The organism is Pseudomonas sp. GM48 (genome assembly GCF_000282335.1).
Lineage (GTDB): Bacteria > Pseudomonadota > Gammaproteobacteria > Pseudomonadales > Pseudomonadaceae > Aquipseudomonas.
In genome coordinates, this window is sequence record NZ_AKJM01000112.1 from 74,302 (window position 1) to 91,754 (window position 17,453).

At 61.2% G+C, this 17,453-nt stretch carries 17 protein-coding genes and 1 pseudogene; 7 read left to right on the forward strand and 11 right to left on the reverse strand.

Annotation, left to right across the window (positions count from 1 at the left end; genetic code table 11):
- Positions 1–32 precede the first annotated feature (32 nt).
- From pip to PMI28_RS09020, 7 genes are all read left to right on the forward strand, one after another.
- Positions 33–1,004: a prolyl aminopeptidase gene (pip, locus tag PMI28_RS09050; RefSeq protein ID WP_007989268.1), complete on the forward strand. Its 972-nt coding sequence runs from the start codon at positions 33–35 to the stop codon at positions 1,002–1,004.
- A complete protein-coding gene (dtd, locus tag PMI28_RS09045) occupies positions 1,001–1,438 on the forward strand; it encodes a D-aminoacyl-tRNA deacylase (protein ID WP_007989269.1) in 438 nt (145 codons plus the stop codon). Before pip ends, dtd begins: the two co-directional genes overlap by 4 nt.
- A 321-nt stretch (positions 1,439–1,759) precedes the next feature.
- Positions 1,760–3,574 carry a glucan biosynthesis protein G gene (locus PMI28_RS09040; protein ID WP_007989270.1) on the forward strand — a complete coding sequence of 605 codons (1,815 nt, stop codon included), beginning with the start codon at positions 1,760–1,762 and terminating at the stop codon, positions 3,572–3,574.
- The gene (gene mdoH / locus PMI28_RS09035) at positions 3,567–6,137 is read left to right on the forward strand and encodes a glucans biosynthesis glucosyltransferase MdoH (protein WP_033063496.1); all 2,571 of its coding nucleotides are present in this window, start codon (positions 3,567–3,569) and stop codon (positions 6,135–6,137) included. The genes PMI28_RS09040 and mdoH overlap by 8 nt, the downstream gene beginning before the upstream one ends.
- A 295-nt stretch (positions 6,138–6,432) precedes the next feature.
- Positions 6,433–7,230: a transporter substrate-binding domain-containing protein gene (locus tag PMI28_RS09030; protein WP_007989272.1), complete on the forward strand. Its 798-nt coding sequence runs from the start codon at positions 6,433–6,435 to the stop codon at positions 7,228–7,230.
- Positions 7,231–7,377: 147 nt separating this feature from the next.
- Entirely contained in the window at positions 7,378–8,337 is a 960-nt protein-coding gene (locus tag PMI28_RS09025; RefSeq protein ID WP_033063497.1) for an amino acid ABC transporter permease, read from the forward strand.
- Positions 8,330–9,064, forward strand: a complete 735-nt coding sequence (locus PMI28_RS09020) for an amino acid ABC transporter ATP-binding protein (RefSeq protein ID WP_007989275.1) — start codon at positions 8,330–8,332, stop codon at positions 9,062–9,064. The genes PMI28_RS09025 and PMI28_RS09020 overlap by 8 nt, the downstream gene beginning before the upstream one ends.
- Before the next feature lie 154 nt (positions 9,065–9,218).
- Here PMI28_RS09020 and PMI28_RS31650 read toward each other — a convergent pair whose 3' ends face one another.
- From PMI28_RS31650 to ubiE, 11 genes and pseudogenes are all read right to left on the reverse strand, one after another.
- Positions 9,219–10,091 (reverse strand): methyl-accepting chemotaxis protein, encoded by an 873-nt coding sequence (locus tag PMI28_RS31650; protein WP_443200732.1) that lies wholly within the window; start codon positions 10,089–10,091, stop codon positions 9,219–9,221.
- Positions 10,074–11,228 (reverse strand): annotated as a pseudogene (locus tag PMI28_RS31655) (methyl-accepting chemotaxis protein); the annotation flags it as partial. The pseudogene PMI28_RS31655 and the gene PMI28_RS31650, both read right to left, overlap by 18 nt.
- 149 nt (positions 11,229–11,377) lie before the next feature.
- Complete coding sequence (locus PMI28_RS09010) at positions 11,378–12,085, reverse strand: 16S rRNA (uracil(1498)-N(3))-methyltransferase (RefSeq protein WP_007989277.1); 708 nt, start codon at positions 12,083–12,085, stop codon at positions 11,378–11,380.
- Complete coding sequence (tatC, locus tag PMI28_RS09005; protein WP_007989278.1) at positions 12,082–12,876, reverse strand: twin-arginine translocase subunit TatC; 795 nt, start codon at positions 12,874–12,876, stop codon at positions 12,082–12,084. Before tatC ends, PMI28_RS09010 begins: the two co-directional genes overlap by 4 nt.
- A complete protein-coding gene (tatB, locus tag PMI28_RS09000; RefSeq protein WP_007989279.1) occupies positions 12,873–13,313 on the reverse strand; it encodes a Sec-independent protein translocase protein TatB in 441 nt (146 codons plus the stop codon). Before tatB ends, tatC begins: the two co-directional genes overlap by 4 nt.
- A 10-nt stretch (positions 13,314–13,323) precedes the next feature.
- Positions 13,324–13,596: a twin-arginine translocase TatA/TatE family subunit gene (locus tag PMI28_RS08995; RefSeq protein WP_007989280.1), complete on the reverse strand. Its 273-nt coding sequence runs from the start codon at positions 13,594–13,596 to the stop codon at positions 13,324–13,326.
- Between the two features lie 25 nt (positions 13,597–13,621).
- On the reverse strand, positions 13,622–13,954 hold the full coding sequence (locus PMI28_RS08990; RefSeq protein WP_007952422.1) for a phosphoribosyl-ATP diphosphatase: 333 nt from the start codon (positions 13,952–13,954) through the stop codon (positions 13,622–13,624).
- Positions 13,947–14,348 carry a phosphoribosyl-AMP cyclohydrolase gene (gene hisI, locus PMI28_RS08985; RefSeq protein ID WP_007989281.1) on the reverse strand — a complete coding sequence of 134 codons (402 nt, stop codon included), beginning with the start codon at positions 14,346–14,348 and terminating at the stop codon, positions 13,947–13,949. Before hisI ends, PMI28_RS08990 begins: the two co-directional genes overlap by 8 nt.
- Before the next feature lie 81 nt (positions 14,349–14,429).
- Positions 14,430–16,034, reverse strand: coding sequence for a ubiquinone biosynthesis regulatory protein kinase UbiB (gene ubiB / locus PMI28_RS08980; protein WP_007989282.1), 1,605 nt, complete (start codon positions 16,032–16,034; stop codon positions 14,430–14,432).
- Positions 16,031–16,654, reverse strand: a complete 624-nt coding sequence (locus PMI28_RS08975) for a ubiquinone biosynthesis accessory factor UbiJ (RefSeq protein ID WP_007989283.1) — start codon at positions 16,652–16,654, stop codon at positions 16,031–16,033. Before PMI28_RS08975 ends, ubiB begins: the two co-directional genes overlap by 4 nt.
- Positions 16,654–17,424 carry a bifunctional demethylmenaquinone methyltransferase/2-methoxy-6-polyprenyl-1,4-benzoquinol methylase UbiE gene (gene ubiE, locus PMI28_RS08970; RefSeq protein ID WP_007989286.1) on the reverse strand — a complete coding sequence of 257 codons (771 nt, stop codon included), beginning with the start codon at positions 17,422–17,424 and terminating at the stop codon, positions 16,654–16,656. Before ubiE ends, PMI28_RS08975 begins: the two co-directional genes overlap by 1 nt.
- Positions 17,425–17,453 lie beyond the last annotated feature (29 nt).

Below are 17,453 nucleotides of genomic sequence, written 5' to 3' on the forward strand. Positions count from 1 at the left end.
AGGGATGAACTCGACCCCTTACGGAGTGCGCAATGCAGACTTTGTACCCACAGATCAAACCCTACGCCCGGCACGATCTGGCTGTCGATGCAACCCACACCCTGTACGTCGACGAAAGCGGTTCACCGGAAGGTTTGCCGGTGGTGTTCATCCACGGCGGCCCCGGCGCCGGATGTGATGCCCAGAGTCGTTGCTTCTTCGATCCCAACCTCTATCGCATTGTCACTTTCGATCAGCGTGGTTGCGGTCGCTCCACCCCCCACGCCAGCCTGGAAAACAACACCACCTGGGATCTGGTCGCCGACCTTGAGCGGATTCGCCAGCATCTGGGCATCGACAAATGGGTACTGTTTGGCGGCTCCTGGGGTTCGACCCTCGCACTGGCCTACGCTCAAACCCACCCTGAGCGGGTACACGGCCTGATCCTGCGCGGGATCTTTCTCTGCCGTCCGCAGGAAATCGAATGGTTCTACCAGGCCGGCGCCAGCCGTCTGTTCCCCGACTACTGGCAGGACTACATCGCGCCGATCCCTCTGGACGAGCGCGGCGACTTGCTCACCGCGTTCCACAAGCGACTGGTCGGCAACGACCAGATTGCCCAGATGCACGCGGCCAAGGCCTGGTCCACCTGGGAGGGCCGCACCGCGACCCTGCGTCCTAACCCGCTGGTCGTCGATCGCTTCTCCGAGCCACAACGGGCATTGTCGATTGCCCGCATCGAATGCCACTACTTCAGCAACCACGCCTTCATGGAGCCGAACCAGCTGATCCGCAACATGGGCAAGATCGCCCATTTGCCCGGCGTGATCATCCATGGCCGCTATGACGTGATCTGCCCGCTGGATAACGCCTGGGAACTGCATCAAGCCTGGCCGAACAGCGAACTGCAGGTCATCCGCGATGCCGGTCATGCCGCTTCCGAACCGGGAATCACCGACGCGCTGGTACGCGCCGCCGATCAGATGGCCCGGCGTCTGCTCGACCTGCCGCCAGAAGAAGCATGAAGGGCCTGCTGCAGCGCGTGCGCGGCGCGCGGGTGGAGGTTGCGGGCGAAGTCGTGGGTGCCGTCGATCAGGGGTTGCTGGTCCTGGTAGCCGTCGAGCCCGACGACACGCGGGCCAGCGCCGACAAACTTCTTAATAAGCTGCTTAACTATCGGGTGTTCAGTGACGCTGAGGGCAAGATGAATCTGTCCCTGGCGGATGTGGGCGGCGGGCTGCTGCTGGTCTCTCAGTTCACTCTGGCCGCCGATACTAAAAACGGGTTGCGTCCGAGTTTCTCGACCGCGGCCCCTCCGGCGCTGGGCGAGGAGTTATTCGACTATCTATTAAGTAAAGCGAAACAGGTGCATGGCACTGTGGCATCAGGTAGATTCGGCGCGGATATGCAGGTGCACCTGGTCAATGATGGCCCGGTAACCTTCCTGTTACAGACCTGAAAGCGCTTGAAACAAGTTTTTACGCTCATTTCGACTGAAAACAGGGTTTTTTCGCGATAAATACTTTGTTACCCCTGATGCGTTGTAACGCGGCCTACTAGATAATCGCGCGCTACGGGGATCAGCGTTCGTTGGTCCATTTTGACTTAGGTAGAGACTTGTCCGGATCCGATTGGGGAATCATTTCGCCCCAGCGGAGTCGGAACAATGCTCGCCAACTTGGCAAGAGTGGTTTGCAAGGGCGGTTTTTTCATACCGCACACCGTGCAGACCCTTTAACTGGCCGTTGGTTTTTTGATCTGTTTTCGGCGAGGGTTGCTCGTGATTGTTAGTCCCTGTAACGCACCAAAATTGTCTGCCAAACGGTTGCGCAGCGCCCTGGTAGCGGGCTCTGCATTGCTCTGCCTGCTCAGCGCCGGCCAGCTTTGGGCATTCAGTCTGGATGATGTATCGGCCAAGGCAAAAGAGCTGGCCGCGCAGAAATACGAAGCGCCGCGCAGTAACCTGCCGAACGAGTTCCGCGACATGAAATTCGCGGACTATCAGAAAATTCGTTTTCTGACGGAAAAAGCCGAATGGGCCGATCAGAAGACGCCGTTCAAGCTGTCCTTCTATCACCAGGGCATGCATTTCGATACGCCGGTGAAAATCAACGAAATCACGGCGAACACCGTCGAAGAGATCAAATACGACCCGAGTCGTTTCGACTTCGGCGACATGAAATTCGATCCCAAGGCCACTGAGCAACTGGGCTATGCCGGTTTCCGTGTGCTGTACCCGATCAACAAGGCCGACAAGCAAGACGAAATCATGACCATGCTCGGCGCGAGCTACTTCCGCGTCGTCGGCAAGGGCCACGTCTATGGTTTGTCCGCTCGCGGCATGGCGCTCGATACCGCATTGCCGTCCGGCGAAGAATTCCCGCGTTTCCGCGAGTTCTGGATTCAGCAGCCCAAGCCAGGCGACAAGCACCTGGTGATCTTCGCCCTGCTGGACTCTCCTCGTGCCACCGGTGCCTATCGCCTGATTCTGCGTCCGGGCAGCGACACCATCGTCGACGTCAAGGCGCAGATGTTCCTGCGTGACAAGGTGGGCAAACTGGGTATCGCCCCGTTGACCAGCATGTACCTGTTCGGCGCCAACCAGCCGTCGAAAGTGCTGAACTACCGTCGCGAGCTGCACGACTCCAGCGGCCTGGCGATCCATGCCGGCAACGGCGAGTGGATCTGGCGTCCGCTGAACAACCCGAAACACCTGGCCGTGAGCAACTTCAGCGTGGAAAACCCGCGTGGGTTCGGTCTGCTGCAACGTGGCCGCGACTTCAGCCACTATGAAGACCTCGACGATCGCTACGACAAACGCCCTAGTGCCTGGATCGAACCGAAAGGCGAGTGGGGCAAGGGCACCGTCGATCTGGTCGAAATTCCGACCGCCGACGAAACCAACGACAATATCGTTGCGTTCTGGAACCCGGAAAAACTGCCGGAACCTGGCCAGCCGCTCGATGTCGCTTATCGTATGCACTGGACCATGGACGAGTCGGCGATTCACGCGCCGGACAGCGCCTGGGTCAAACAGACCCTGCGTTCCACTGGTGACGTCAAACAGTCCAACCTGATTCGTCAGCCGGACGGCAGCGTTGCCTACCTGGTGGACTTCGAAGGCCCGTCCCTGGCGGCATTGCCGGCAGAAGCGGAGGTTCGCAGCCAGGTCAGCGTCGGCGACAACGCCGAACTGGTGGAAAACAGCGTGCGCTACAACCCTGAAACCAAGGGCTGGCGCCTGACCCTGCGGATGAAGATCAAGGATCCGGGCAAGGCCACCGAGATGCGTGCCGCGCTGGTGCAGAACATCGTGCCGGCGGATCTGGCCAAGACGTCGATTCCGTCGTCAAATTCGTCGGTTGCCAAGGCCGACAAGGTTGCCGCCAAGCAACAAGAGAAAGAGGACAAGGAAGCCAAGCAAGCGGAGGCCAAGCAGGCTGACGCGAAGCCTGTTGCAGATGCCAAGGACAAGGCCAATAAAGACGCCAAGCAGCCTGCCGCTGCCGACGCGGCCCCAGCCACACCGGAATCGGCCCCGACTGAAGAAGTCCTGACCGAGACCTGGAGCTATCAGTTGCCTGCCGATGAGTAACTCTCAAGTACGGCCAGAATCTCTTTCCGAGTATCTGGCGCATTTGCCGATGACCGACGAGCAGCGCGCGGAACTCGCGGGCTGCCAGTCTTTCAGCGAATTGCATGAACGCCTGTCGTCATCGACGTTCGATGCCCCGACCGAAGCCGCCCAGGCTTCGGTCGGCAAACGCCTGACCCTGAGCACCGCCGAAGAGCTGCAGGACGCGGAAATGCTGGCGCTCGACGCCAACGGCCGGGTCTGCCTCAAGGCGACTCCGCCTATTCGTCGGACCAAGGTTGTGCCGGAGCCGTGGCGCACCAACATTCTGGTGCGCGGCTGGCGTCGGATGACCGGTCGCACCAACCCGCCGAAGCCGCCGAAGGACGAACGGGTGCTGCCGGCTGCGCGCTGGCGCACGGTCGGTTCGATCCGTCGCTATATTCTGCTGCTGCTGATGCTCGGCCAGACCATCGTCGCCGGCTGGTACATGAAAGGCATCATGCCGTACCAGGGCTGGTCGTTCGTCGACCTCAACGAAGTGCTGCACCAACCGCTGATGCAAACCGCCACGCAGGTGCTGCCGTATGCGTTGCAGACCAGCATCCTGATCCTGTTCGGGATTCTGTTCTGCTGGGTATCGGCCGGTTTCTGGACCGCGCTGATGGGCTTCCTCGAGTTGCTCACCGGTCACGACAAGTACCGTATCTCCGGTAAAAGTGCGGGCAACGAGCCGATTCCAAAGGATGCGCGTACCGCCCTGGTGATGCCGATCTGCAACGAAGACGTGCCTCGGGTATTCGCCGGCCTGCGGGCGACCTTCGAGTCGGTTGCGGCCACGGGTGACCTGGACCGCTTCGACTTCTTCGTCCTCAGTGACAGTAACGACGCCGATATCTGCGTCGCCGAGCAACAGGCCTGGCTGGACGTCTGCCGCGAAGCCGGTGGCTTCGGCAAGATCTTCTATCGCCGCCGCCGTCGTCGCGTAAAACGTAAAAGCGGCAACCTCGACGACTTCTGCCGTCGTTGGGGCGGTGACTACAAGTACATGGTCGTACTCGATGCCGACTCCGTGATGAGCGGCGAGTGCCTGACCAGTCTGGTGCGCCTGATGGAAGCCACGCCGGATGCCGGGATCATCCAGACCGCGCCGCGTGCGTCGGGCATGGACACCTTGTATGCGCGCATGCAGCAGTTCGCCACTCGTGTGTATGGCCCGCTGTTCACCGCCGGTCTGCACTTCTGGCAACTGGGCGAGTCGCACTACTGGGGCCACAACGCGATCATCCGCATGAAGCCGTTCATCGATCACTGCGCCCTGGCGCCGTTGCCCGGTAAAGGTGCATTCTCCGGTGCGATCCTGTCCCACGACTTCGTCGAAGCCGCGCTGATGCGCCGTGCCGGCTGGGGCGTGTGGATTGCCTACGACTTGCCGGGCAGCTATGAAGAACTGCCGCCAAACCTGCTGGACGAACTCAAGCGTGACCGTCGCTGGTGCCACGGTAACCTGATGAACTTCCGCCTGTTCCTGGTCAAGGGCATGCACCCGGTGCACCGTGCGGTGTTCCTGACCGGCGTGATGTCCTATCTGTCGGCGCCGTTGTGGTTCTTCTTCCTGGTGTTGTCGACCGCGCTGCTGGCGGTCAACACGCTGATGGAGCCGCAGTACTTCCTGGAACCGCGCCAGCTCTATCCGCTGTGGCCGCAATGGCACCCGGACAAGGCGATTGCGCTGTTCTCGACGACCATCGTGCTGCTGTTCCTGCCGAAGCTGTTGAGCATCATCCTGATCTGGGCCAAGGGTGCGAAAGAGTTCGGCGGCAAGTTCAAGGTGACCCTGTCGATGCTGCTGGAGATGCTGTTCTCCATGCTGCTGGCACCGGTGCGGATGATTTTCCACACCCGTTTCGTCCTCGCCGCGTTCCTCGGCTGGGCCGCGACCTGGAACTCGCCGCAACGCGACGACGACTCCACGCCGTGGAGCGAAGCGGTCAAGCGCCACGGTCCGCAAACCTTGCTGGGCTTCTTCTGGGCCATGCTGGTGATCTGGCTGAACCCGAGCTTCCTGTGGTGGCTGGTGCCGATTGTCGGTTCGTTGATGCTGTCGATCCCGGTATCGGTGATCTCCAGCCGTGTCGGCCTGGGCCTCAAGTCCCGTGACGAGAGCCTGTTCCTGATCCCTGAGGAATACAATCCGCCGCAGGCATTGCTGGCCACTGACCAGTACACCCACGAAAACCGCTGGCACGCACTGAATGACGGTTTCGTCCGTTCGGTGGTCGATCCACAGCAGAACGCCCTGGCGTGCTCGCTGGCGACCTCGCGTCACCGTGAGGCCGAGCCGATTGAATGGCTGCGGGTCGAGCGGGTACGCCATGCAATGAAAGTCGGTCCTGAAGGGCTGACCAACAACGAGCGTGTGCAGTTGCTCAGTGACCCGGTGGCCCTGGCCCGCCTGCATGAGCAGGTCTGGAGCGAAGGTCATGCCGAGTGGCTGGACGCGTGGCGCAAGTCGGTCAAGGCCGACCCCCATGCACCGCTGCTGCCGCTCAAGCCGCTGAGCGTCCAGCCTCAGTTGGCCTGAAAGAAATGTAGGAGCGAGCTTGCTCGCGATGGACTCAAGAGCGCCGCGTTTAGTCAGTAAGCGCGCGTTATCGTTAACGACCATCGCGAGCAAGCTCGCTCCTACACAAGCCCCGCTACCCAGCGGGGTTTTTTTTGCCTGATCGTTCCCAAACCCTTGTGCAAACGGGCGAGTAGTTTAGGATCCGTCCCCGAATTGGTGTGCCCGGATAATTTTTGTCCGTATTGGTGCGTTTCCTCCCGGGGAGCCGCCATTTTTGCGCGCCTCACAACGCAATGGTTTTGGGGACTTGATGATGAAGAAGTATCTGTCGATGCTGCTGGTCGGCGTCACGGCACTGGTTGCAGTCAACGCGGCGCAGGCCGGTGCCATCGATGACGCGGTCAAGCGCGGCACGTTGAAAGTCGGCATGGACCCGACCTACATGCCGTTCGAAATGACCAACAAGCGTGGCGAAATCATCGGTTTCGAAGTCGACATTCTCAAAGCCATGTCCAAGGCCATGGGTGTCAAGCTGGAGCTGGTGTCCACCGGTTACGACGGCATCATCCCGGCCCTGCTGACCGACAAGTTCGACATGATCGGCAGCGGCATGACCCTGACCCAGGAACGCAACCTGCGCCTGAACTTCAGCGAACCGTTCATCGTGGTCGGCCAGACGCTGCTGATCCGCAATGAGCTGGAAGGCACTATCCAGTCCTATAAAGACCTGAACACTGCCGACTATCGCATCACCTCCAAACTCGGCACCACCGGCGAAATGGTTGCCAAAAAGCTCATCTCCAAAGCCAAGTACCACGGTTACGACAACGAGCAGGAAGCGGTGCTCGACGTGGTCAACGGCAAGGCTGACGCCTTCATCTACGACGCGCCGTACAACGTCGTGGCAGTGAACAAGGTCGGCAACGGCAAACTGGTGTTCCTCGACAAGCCGTTCACCTACGAACCGCTGGCTTTCGGTTTGAAGAAGGGTGATTACGACAGCATCAACTTCATCAACAACTTCCTGCACCAGATCCACGAAGACGGCACCTACGATCGCATCCATGACAAGTGGTTCAAGAGCAGCGAGTGGCTCAAGGACATGGAATAAGGCCCGGTCAGACAGACCGAGTTGTCCCATTCGCGAGCAAGCCCGCTCCCACACTGGATTTGTGGTTAACACAGATCAAATGTGGGAGCGGGCTTGCTCGCGAAGATGGCCTCACCGGCGATAAAAATTTCGGAACCTGCAAACTCAATGAAACAGAAAAAAGCCCAATGGCCCTGGCACGTCCTGACCGTGCTGGTGCTCATCGGCCTGGCCGGCGCGTTGTATTACGCCACCTCGCTGATGTCCTACGAATGGCGCTGGAACCGCGTTCCGCAATATTTCGCCTACCACGCCGAAGAGTCCCAGCGCGCCGCCGACATTTCCACCGTCAGCGAACTGGTACGCAAGGGTGACAAGGCTGAAGTGACCCTGCGCAACGACGCCGGCACCGAGCAGCACCTGATCGTCGACGACAACAGCCTGCAAGTCGCCCAAGGCGATGATGTGGCCGAGGGCGATGTGATTGGCGTGACCCGCCATTGGGCCGCAGGACCGCTGATGTGGGGCCTCTGGACCACTTTATGGTTGTCCGTGGTGTCCGGCGTTCTCGGGCTGCTGATCGGTCTGGTCACCGGCCTGTGCCGGCTGTCGAACAACCCGACCCTGCGCGATCTCTCGACCATTTATGTCGAGCTGGTGCGCGGTACGCCGCTGCTGGTGCAGATCTTCATTTTCTACTTCTTCATCGGCACGGTGATGAACCTGTCCCGGGAATTTGCCGGGATTGCCGCGCTGTCGCTGTTCACTGGCGCCTATGTGGCGGAAATCATCCGCTCCGGCGTGCAGTCCATCGCCCGTGGTCAGAACGAAGCCGCACGGTCCCTGGGTTTGAGCGCCGGCCAGTCAATGCGTCATGTAGTGCTGCCGCAAGCTTTCAAACGCGTGCTGCCACCGCTGGCCGGGCAGTTCATCAGCCTGGTGAAGGACACCTCGCTGGTGTCGGTGATTGCGATTACCGAGCTGCTGAAAAGCGGTCGTGAAGTCATCACTACCTCGTTTTCACCATTCGAAATCCTGTTCTGCGTTGCGGGGCTGTATTTGTTGATCAACCTGCCGCTGTCGAAAATCGCCGGCCGGCTTGAGCGGAGGCTCGCGCAAAGTGATTGAAGTCCGCGATCTGGTAAAAGTCTTCGACACCCGTGGCCAGGTGGTGCGCGCGGTGGATAACGTCAGCACAACGGTCGCCAAGGGCGAAGTGCTGGTGGTGATCGGTCCGTCCGGCTCCGGCAAGTCGACCTTTCTGCGCTGCCTCAATGGCCTGGAAACCTTCGATTCCGGCTCGGTGAGTATCGACGGCCTGCAACTGGCCGACCCGAAAACCGATGTGAACGCCTATCGCCGCGAAGTCGGCATGGTGTTCCAGCATTTCAACCTGTTCCCGCACATGACCGTGCTGGAAAACCTCTGCCTGGCGCAGAAAGTCGTGCGCAAACGCGGCAAAAAGGAACGCGAGGCCAAGGCCATGGCGTTGCTGGAAAAGGTCGGGATTGCGCAGAAGGCCAACGAGTTTCCGTCGCGTCTGTCTGGCGGCCAGCAACAGCGCGTGGCGATTGCCCGGGCGCTGGCGATGGAGCCGAAGGTCATGCTGTTCGACGAGCCGACCTCGGCTCTCGACCCGGAAATGGTCGGCGAAGTGCTGGACGTGATGAAAAACCTGGCCGTGGAAGGCATGACGATGGTTTGCGTCACCCACGAAATGGGCTTCGCCCGGGAAGTGGCGGATCGGGTGCTGTTCTTCGATCACGGCAAGTTGCTGGAAGATGCTGCGCCTGCGGAATTCTTCGATGCGCCGAAGGATCTGCGGGCACAGGCGTTTTTGCGGCAGGTTTTGTAACCTCGGAATCTGACAGACCGCTTTCGCGAGCAAGCCCGCTCCCACAGTGATTGGGTTGACCACAACTTTTGTGTTCGACGCAAAACCTGTGGGAGCGGGCTTGCTCGCGAAGGCGTCACCTCGGTCGCAAGTGGACCGAGGCCTGCTAATCACCTCAAACCTTGAACCTGCCCACCAGCATCTGCAAATGCGTCCCCAACCGCGCCAGCTCAACGCTGGAGGCCGCGGTCTCTTCACTCGCGGCCGAGGTCTGGTCCGACACGTCCCGCACGTTCAGCACGCTGCGGTTGATCTCTTCGGCCACGGCGCTTTGCTGTTCGGCGGCAGCGGCGATCTGCTGGTTCATCGCCTGAATCGCCGAGACAGTGCGAGTGATGCTTTCCAGTGAACCACCGGCGCGGCGGGTCAGTTCGACACTGCTCTCGGTCAGATTGCGGCTGTTGTCCATGATGGTCGCCACCTGCTGCGTGCCGTTTTGCAGGCCGAGGATCAGCTCTTCAATCTCTTCGGTGGACTTCTGGGTGCGCTGGGCCAGGCTGCGGACTTCGTCTGCGACCACGGCAAAACCACGTCCGGCTTCACCGGCCCGGGCGGCTTCAATCGCGGCGTTGAGCGCGAGCAGGTTGGTTTGCTGGGCCACCGATTTGATCACGTCGAGCACGCTGCCGATCTTGTCGCTTTCGCGCTTGAGTTCGCCCATGGCCTCGGTGGAGTGGCCGACTTCCGCGGCCAGGCGTTCGATCTGGGCGATGGCCTCACCCACCACTTTGTCGCCCTCGCGGGCCTGCTGGTCGGCAGCAACGGCGGCTTCGGAGGCTTCTTCGGCGTTGCGCGCGACCTCCTGCACGGTGGCGGCCATTTCGTTCATGGCAGTCGCGACCTGATCGGTCTCGACTTTCTGGCTGTTGACCCCGGCGCTGGTCTGCTCGGTGACGGCGGACAGCTCTTCGGCCGCGCTGGCGATCTGCGTGACGCCATCGCTGATGCCGCCGATCAGTTCGCGCAAGCCTTGGGTCATGCTCTGCATGGCACGCTGCAACTGGCCGAGTTCGTCACGGCGCTGCGACGTCAGGTTGTGGGTCAGGTCGCCACTGGCCACGCGTTCAGCGACAGCCAGGGTCTGGTTCAATGGAACGATGATCTGCCGGGTGATCGCCCAGGCGGCCAGCAGGCCGAAGGCGATGGCCAGAACAGTGGCGAGGGCCAGCATGTTCTTGGCATGGGCGGCGTCGGTGTCGCGCACGACGGTTTGCGAAACGGTGAGTTTCTTGCTCATGTCCAACAGGATTTCGCCTTGGGCGGACATGCGCACCAGGGCCTTGGCGCTGGCCACCTGGGAGTCGCGGAACTGGCTGACCGCGGCGCGGTAGGCCTTCAGCGAATCAGTCGCCTGTTGCAGGTTGGCAATGTGTTCTCCGGGCAGCTTGGCGGGCAGGCTCTCGAGGTTCTTCAGGGCGTTGTCGATCGCGTCGAGGGCTGGCTGTTCGGCTTCGCTCTTGCCGCTGTAGGTGTAGCCGCGAACCTGGAAGCGCGCCTGCTGGATCAGTTTGCTCAGGTCGATCACGCTGTTGAACGCCGCCACGCTGTCGCCTTGCAGCATGGATTTTTCCACTTCGGCGACGCGGGCCACGGCGTTGTCGGCGGTGGCGCCGAGTTTGCTGCGGGCGTCTTCACGCTGGGCGCCGGCCTGGGTCATGTCGCTAAAGGCACGACGGTATTCGGCGACAGCGGCCAGTTGTTGATCGACCATGGCCGTATCAGCCGGTTGCTCGATCAGGCCGCGGGCAGTCTGCAGGCCGCTTTCGAGTTTGCCCAACAGATCGTTGACGGCGCCGGGACCTTGTTCGCCGCGACGCATTTCGTAATCCAGGCGGGCGATGCGCAGGTCCTTGGTCAGGTCGTTGAGGCTGGCGATGAACCCCAGTTTATCGCCACGGCTGGTCACGCCGCTCAGGCCGCTCCAGCCGGTGAAGGTGATCAGCAGGGTCAGTGCCAGCACCAGGCCGAAGCCGATCCCCAGCTTGCGTTTGACGCTGACGTTTCCCAGATTCTCGGCTAGCCATTGATACATGCTGAAACTCCCCGGACCACAATTTGGTTTTATGGGGTGTTTATCGGCAGATGGGTGGGGTTCTGTAGGGGCGGATAGTCGGCTTGCGGTCATCACATGTAGCAGCTGGCGAAGCCTGCGTTCGGCTGCGCAGCAGTCGTCTATACGCTGTACTCAGTCAACCAGAATGACTGAGGTGCCGGGTTTTGCGACTGCTTCGCAGCCGAACGCAGGCTTCGCCAGCTGCTACGGGTTATGCGTAGTTAGAAAAGGCGTGCCAGCAGCGCGGTCACGGCGGTTTCGACGCGAAGAATGCGCTCGCCCAGTTGCACCGGTTGCAGGCCGGACTTGCCCAGCAGGTCGATCTCGTAGGGAATCCAGCCACCCTCGGGGCCGATGGCCAGGGTCACCGGTTCGCTGAGTGCGCGAGGGCAGGGCGGGTAATTGCCCGGGTGCCCCACCAGGCCGAGGGTGCCTTCGGTGATGGCAGGCAGGCGGTCTTCGACGAACGGCTTGAAGCGCTTCTCGATGACGACTTCCGGCAGCACGCTGTCCCGGGCCTGTTCGAGGCCGAGGATCAATTGCTCGCGAATCGCTTCCGGTTCCAGGAACGGGGTCTGCCAGAAGCTCTTCTCGACGCGATAGCTGTTGACCAGCACGATACGCGGCACACCCATGGCTGCCACAGTCTGAAACACCCTGCGCAGCATTTTGGGCCGCGGCAGGGCCAGTACCAGGGTCAATGGCAGCTTGGCCGGTGGCAGCTGGTCGAGGGTGACGCGCAATTCCGCTTCGCCGGCGTCCAGGCGCAACACTTCGGCCGAGCCCATCAGCCCGCCGATCCGCCCGACGCGCATGCTGTCACCCACTTCGCAGCGGTGGACTTCCTGCATGTGCGTCAGCCGGCGATCACGCAGGATCACCCGGTCGGCCGCAATGAAGTCGGCCTCGATGAGGAGCAGCAGGTTCACGCTTGGGTCGCTGGCGGCTGGTCGTTGTGATCGTCAGCCGGTTGGTCGTCCGGATGCTCGCCACGCTTGCTGATCAGGCTGCCGAACAGGATGCCGATCTCGAACAACAGCCACATCGGCACGGCCAGCAGGGTCTGCGAGAAGATGTCCGGCGGCGTCAGGATCATGCCGACCACGAAGCAGCCGATGATCACGTACGGGCGGATCTTCTTCAGGTATTTGACGTCGACCACGCCGATCCACACCAGCAGCACCACGGCCACCGGAATTTCGAACGCCACGCCAAAGGCGAAGAACAGCGTCATGACGAAATCGAGGTAGCTGGTGATGTCGGTCATCATTTCCACGCCGGCCGGGGTGGCGGAGGCGAAGAACTTGAAGATCAGCGGGAACACCAGGAAGTAGGCGAAGGCCATGCCGGCGTAGAACAAAAAGATGCTGGAGACCAGCAAGGGCACGGCAATGCGTTTTTCATGCTTGTACAGGCCGGGGGCGATGAAACCCCAGATCTGGTGCAGGATCACCGGGATCGCCAGGAACAGCGAAACCATCATGGTCAGCTTCAGCGGCGTCAGGAACGGCGACGACACGTCGGTGGCAATCATCGTCGCGCCGGCGGGCAGGTACGCACGCAGCGGCGTCGAGACGAAGGTGTAGATCTGCTGGGTGAAGGCAAACAGGCCGGCGAAGATGATGAAAATCGCCGCTACACAGCGCAGCAGTCGGGTACGCAACTCGGTGAGGTGCGAAACCAGCGGCATGTGCTGGTCGTTTTCAGGAAGATCGCTCATGGGGCTCGCGGCGGCAGTGTTGGGTCATGAGGGGCTGGCGCAACAGGCGCAGCCGCAGGTGTGACGGGTTCAACCGGTGTGGTTGCAACAACGGGTGCAGGTTCTGCCGCTGCAGCAGGTGCTGCGACGCTGGCGGCGGGAACCTGAATCGTCTGCTCTCCCACATGCTCGACCGGTGTCGGCTCCTGCTGGGTCGGCGTGAAGATTTTCCGCGCCTCCTGCTCAAGCGACAGGATGTGCTCGTTGTGCAGTTGCCGACGAATCTCGTCAGCACCGATTTCACGTTCAACTTCCTGTTTGATCGCGTTGAAGCTGCGCTTCAGGCGCCCGACCCACAGGCCAGCGGTGCGCGCAGCGCCCGGCAAGCGCTCGGGACCCAGCACCAGCAGGGCAACGAGGCCGACGAGCAGCAGTTCAGAGAAGCTGATACCAAACATTAGTCTGCGCTCACACGTCTTTGCGGATCGGCTCTTCGACTTTCTGCGCCTGCACGTCGATGGTGTGCGGCTGGTTCACAGAGGCCTGTGGTTGTACCGGCGGAACCGGTTGGGCCGGGGTCGCGTTCGGGTCGGCCGGTTTTTCGTCGTCGTTCATGGCTTTCTTGAAACCCTTGATCGACTCGCCGACATCAGTGCCGAGGTTTTTCAGTTTCTTGGTGCCGAATACCAGTACCACGACAACCAGAATGACGATCCAGTGTTTCCAGTCAAAAATGCCCATGCTGCTGCTCCTCTCTAATAGTTATTCAGGCGGACGGACGCGAGGCTTTCTCAACGTGTCCGGAGAGACCGAAACGACGGTCCAGTTCATCGAGTACAGCCTGTGGATGCTGCCCCAATTGGGCGAGCATGACCATGCTGTGGAACCACAGATCGGCGGTTTCGTAGATCACATCGCTGCAGTCACCGCTGACGGCGGCATCCTTGGCGGCAATGATGGTCTCGACCGACTCTTCGCCGACTTTTTCCAGAATCTTGTTCAAGCCCTTGTGGTACAGGCTGGCGACATACGAGCTGTCGGCGGCGGCGCCTTTGCGCTCTTCCAGTACCTGGGCCAGACGGGTCAGAGTGTCACTCATGTTTGTGTCCTGCGGAGTAGATGGCGTGCGGATCTTTCAGGACCGGGTCGACCGTTGTCCAGTCGCCGTTCTCGTAGACGCGATAGAAGCAGCTCTGGCGGCCGGTATGGCAGGCAATGTCACCGATCTGCTCGACCATCAGGATGATCACGTCGGCGTCGCAGTCCAGGCGCATCTCGTGCAGGGTTTGCACATGGCCGGACTCTTCGCCCTTGCGCCACAGCTTGCCACGGGAACGCGACCAGTAAATGGCGCGGTTCTCGGCAGCGGTCAGTTCCAGTGCTTCGCGGTTCATCCAGGCCATCATCAGGACGCGCCCGGTCTTGTGATCCTGGGCGATGGCCGGCACCAGGCCGTCAGCGTCCCACTTGATCTCGTCCAGCCAGTTTTTCATCTTCGACTCCGACAGCGAGCTCCACACTTCAATAGTCGAGCTCAGGCGTTGAAACAGTGTGCCAGTCGTTCACGCAACTGGCTATCGGCGAACGACCAGATACAAACCGACGGCCATCATGATGCCAGCTGGCCAATAGTCCAACTGATTCAGCGGCCCGCCAGCGGCAAGGATCGCGCCACCGGCCAGATGGGCTGTGCCGAGCAGGCGCAGGAACCAGTCGTCGCGACGTCGATGCCACGCTGGCGGTGGATCGCTGGCGTGGGGCTGGGACAGGCGTTCGAGCAAATCGCGGGTCATGTTGGCCAGGTGCGGGATCTGTTCGATCTGGCTCTGCACGTTGCCAAACAGGGCTTTAGGGCTGACCCGCTCGCGCATCCAGCGTTCGAGGAACGGCTGCGCGGTGTTCCACAGGTCGAGGTCCGGGTACAGCTGGCGGCCCAGGCCTTCGATGTTCAGCAGGGTTTTTTGCAGCAAGACCAACTGCGGCTGCACTTCCATGTTGAAGCGGCGCGCGGTCTGGAACAGGCGCATCAGCACCTGGCCGAAGGAAATATCCTTTAACGGTTTTTCGAAGATCGGCTCGCACACGGTACGGATCGCCGCTTCGAATTCGTTGAGTTTGGTTTCCGCCGGCACCCAGCCCGAATCGATGTGCAACTGCGCCACGCGCCGGTAATCGCGCTTGAAGAAGGCGAACAGGTTGCGCGCCAGGTAGTCCTGGTCTTCCGGGGTCAGGCTGCCGACGATGCCGCAGTCGATTGCAATGTACTGCGGGCTCCACGGGTTCACGGTGCTGACGAAGATGTTGCCCGGGTGCATGTCGGCATGGAAGAAGCTGTCGCGGAACACCTGGGTGAAGAAGATTTCCACGCCGCGTTCGGCAAGTATTTTCATGTCGGTGCGCTGGTCGGCCAGGGTTGCCAGGTCGGTGACCTGGATACCGTAGATGCGCTCCATCACCAGCACTTTCGGCCGGCACCAGTCCCAATACACTTGCGGTACGTACAGCAGCGGCGAACCGTCGAAGTTGCGCTTCAACTGGCTGGCGTTGGCGGCCTCGCGCAGCAGGTCGAGTTCGTCGTAGATGGTTTTTTCGTAGTCGCTGACCACGTCCACCGGGTGCAGCAGGCGGGCATCGGCCGAGAGTTTTTCGGCGGCGCGGGCGAGGATGAACAGCCACGCCAGGTCCTGGGCGATGACTGGCTTCAAGCCCGGACGAATCACTTTGACGACGACTTCTTCACCGGTTTTCAGCTGCGCGGCATGCACTTGCGCCACCGAGGCCGAGGCCAGCGGCTCGACATCGAAACGGCTGAACACGTCGCTGATTTTCTTGCCCAGCTGTTCTTCGATCAGCTTGACCGACACTTGCGAATCGAACGGCGGCACGCGGTCCTGCAACATCATCAGCTCATCGGCGATGTCTTCCGGCAGCAGGTCGCGACGGGTGGAGAGGATCTGCCCGAACTTAATGAAAATCGGCCCCAGGTCCTGCAGCGCCAGGCGCAAGCGCGCGCCACGGCTCAGGTCCAGGGTCTTGCGCGGGAACCAGCGCCACGGCAACGCGTAACGCAGCGCCCGCAGAAACCAGGGCAGTGGCAGGGCGAACAGCAGGTCATCGAGGCGGTAGCGGATCACGACGCGCTGGATGCGCAACAAACGGCGGACGGCAAGCAGCTTCATGCGTTATCGCTTGGGTCGAGGGATCGGGAAAGGCGCTCGAAACGCGCCTCGAGACGTTCCAGATCGAGTTTGATCTGGTCCAGTTCACTGAATCGGGCTTCAGCTTCGCGCTGACCGACAAGGGTGCGCGATTCTTCGGCCAGGTATTCGCCGAGGTTCTGGCCCAGGCTGGCGAACCCTTGCTGATACCAGCGGGCGCGGCTGCGCAGATGACCGCCGACCAGTTGCGTGGCCACCGGGCCGAGCCAGCGCGAGAGTTCGTACTCCCAGTCCAGTTCGAGGTCCTGAAGGATCGCCGCCAGTTCCAGCAGCACACCGCTGTCGCCGTCGAGCTCGACTTCCGGGCTGTGCAATACCGAGGTCTTGTCCTTGCTCATCGCCAGTTTCAACAGGCTCGAGGCCGGTGCACGCAAGGTGCAGTCGGCGCCGGTTTCCCACTGGGAGGCGAGCATCAGGCCTTCGTCGCTGGGCAGGATGAACAGTTGCAGCGCCGGGCTGCGGCAATCGACGGCAATCACCCGGCCGCTCAAATGCGCCAGCCGCGGCAGCGCCGTGCTATCGAGACGCAGCACCCGGTTCAGGCCGAGTTCAACGCTGGCAAGCAGCCCGGCGAGCAGCATCAGGGCTTGATGCCGCGGTGCAGGGCAACGATGCCTGCGGTCATGTTGTGATAGGTCACGCGGTCGAAGCCGGCCTCGACCATCATCGACTTCAGGGTTTCCTGGTTCGGGTGCATGCGGATCGATTCGGCCAGGTAGCGATAGCTTTCCGAGTCGTTGGTGATCAGCTTGCCCATCAGCGGCATGAAGGCGAACGAGTAGGCGTCGTAGGCCTTGGACATCAGCGCGTTGGTCGGCTTGGAGAATTCCAGCACCAGCAAACGGCCACCCGGCTTGAGCACGCGCAGCATCGAGCGCAGGGCATCTTCCTTGTGGGTCACGTTGCGCAGGCCGAAGGCGATGGTCACGCAGTCGAAATGGTTGTCCGGGAACGGCAGTTTTTCCGCATCGGCCTGGACGAATTCGACGTTACCGGCCACACCGAGGTCCAGCAGGCGGTCACGGCCGACCTTGAGCATGGATTCGTTGATGTCGGCCAATACGACCTGGCCGGTCGGGCCGACGAGGTGCGAGAATTTTCTGGTCAGGTCGCCAGTGCCGCCGGCGATGTCCAGCACGCGGTTACCGGTGCGCACGCCCGACAGTTCAATCGCGAAACGCTTCCACAGACGGTGCATGCCGCCCGACAGAAGGTCGTTCATCAGGTCGTACTTGGCGGCTACCGAGTGGAAAACCTCAGCGACTTTTTCCGCTTTCTGGCTTTCCGGAACGTTTTTGAAGCCGAAGTGAGTGGTGGGTTCGGCATCGCTGCCTTTGCGCTGATCAGTCATATCGCTGTCACCAAAAGAGAATGCGCGAC

Coding starts and splice junctions, on each gene's coding strand:
- pip (WP_007989268.1), top strand. CDS start 33: ATGCAGACTTTGTACCCACAGATCAAACCCTACGCCCGGCACGATCTG.
- PMI28_RS08990 (WP_007952422.1), bottom strand. CDS start 13,954: ATGAGTGACACTCTGACCCGTCTGGCCCAGGTACTGGAAGAGCGCAAA.
- PMI28_RS31650 (WP_443200732.1), bottom strand. CDS start 10,091: ATGCAGAGCATGACCCAAGGCTTGCGCGAACTGATCGGCGGCATCAGC.
- mdoH (WP_033063496.1), top strand. CDS start 3,567: ATGAGTAACTCTCAAGTACGGCCAGAATCTCTTTCCGAGTATCTGGCG.
- hisI (WP_007989281.1), bottom strand. CDS start 14,348: ATGAAAAACTGGCTGGACGAGATCAAGTGGGACGCTGACGGCCTGGTG.
- PMI28_RS09025 (WP_033063497.1), top strand. CDS start 7,378: ATGAAACAGAAAAAAGCCCAATGGCCCTGGCACGTCCTGACCGTGCTG.
- dtd (WP_007989269.1), top strand. CDS start 1,001: ATGAAGGGCCTGCTGCAGCGCGTGCGCGGCGCGCGGGTGGAGGTTGCG.
- ubiB (WP_007989282.1), bottom strand. CDS start 16,034: ATGAAGCTGCTTGCCGTCCGCCGTTTGTTGCGCATCCAGCGCGTCGTG.
- PMI28_RS09030 (WP_007989272.1), top strand. CDS start 6,433: ATGAAGAAGTATCTGTCGATGCTGCTGGTCGGCGTCACGGCACTGGTT.
- tatB (WP_007989279.1), bottom strand. CDS start 13,313: ATGTTTGGTATCAGCTTCTCTGAACTGCTGCTCGTCGGCCTCGTTGCC.
- PMI28_RS08995 (WP_007989280.1), bottom strand. CDS start 13,596: ATGGGCATTTTTGACTGGAAACACTGGATCGTCATTCTGGTTGTCGTG.
- PMI28_RS08975 (WP_007989283.1), bottom strand. CDS start 16,654: ATGCTGCTCGCCGGGCTGCTTGCCAGCGTTGAACTCGGCCTGAACCGG.
- tatC (WP_007989278.1), bottom strand. CDS start 12,876: ATGAGCGATCTTCCTGAAAACGACCAGCACATGCCGCTGGTTTCGCAC.
- ubiE (WP_007989286.1), bottom strand. CDS start 17,424: ATGACTGATCAGCGCAAAGGCAGCGATGCCGAACCCACCACTCACTTC.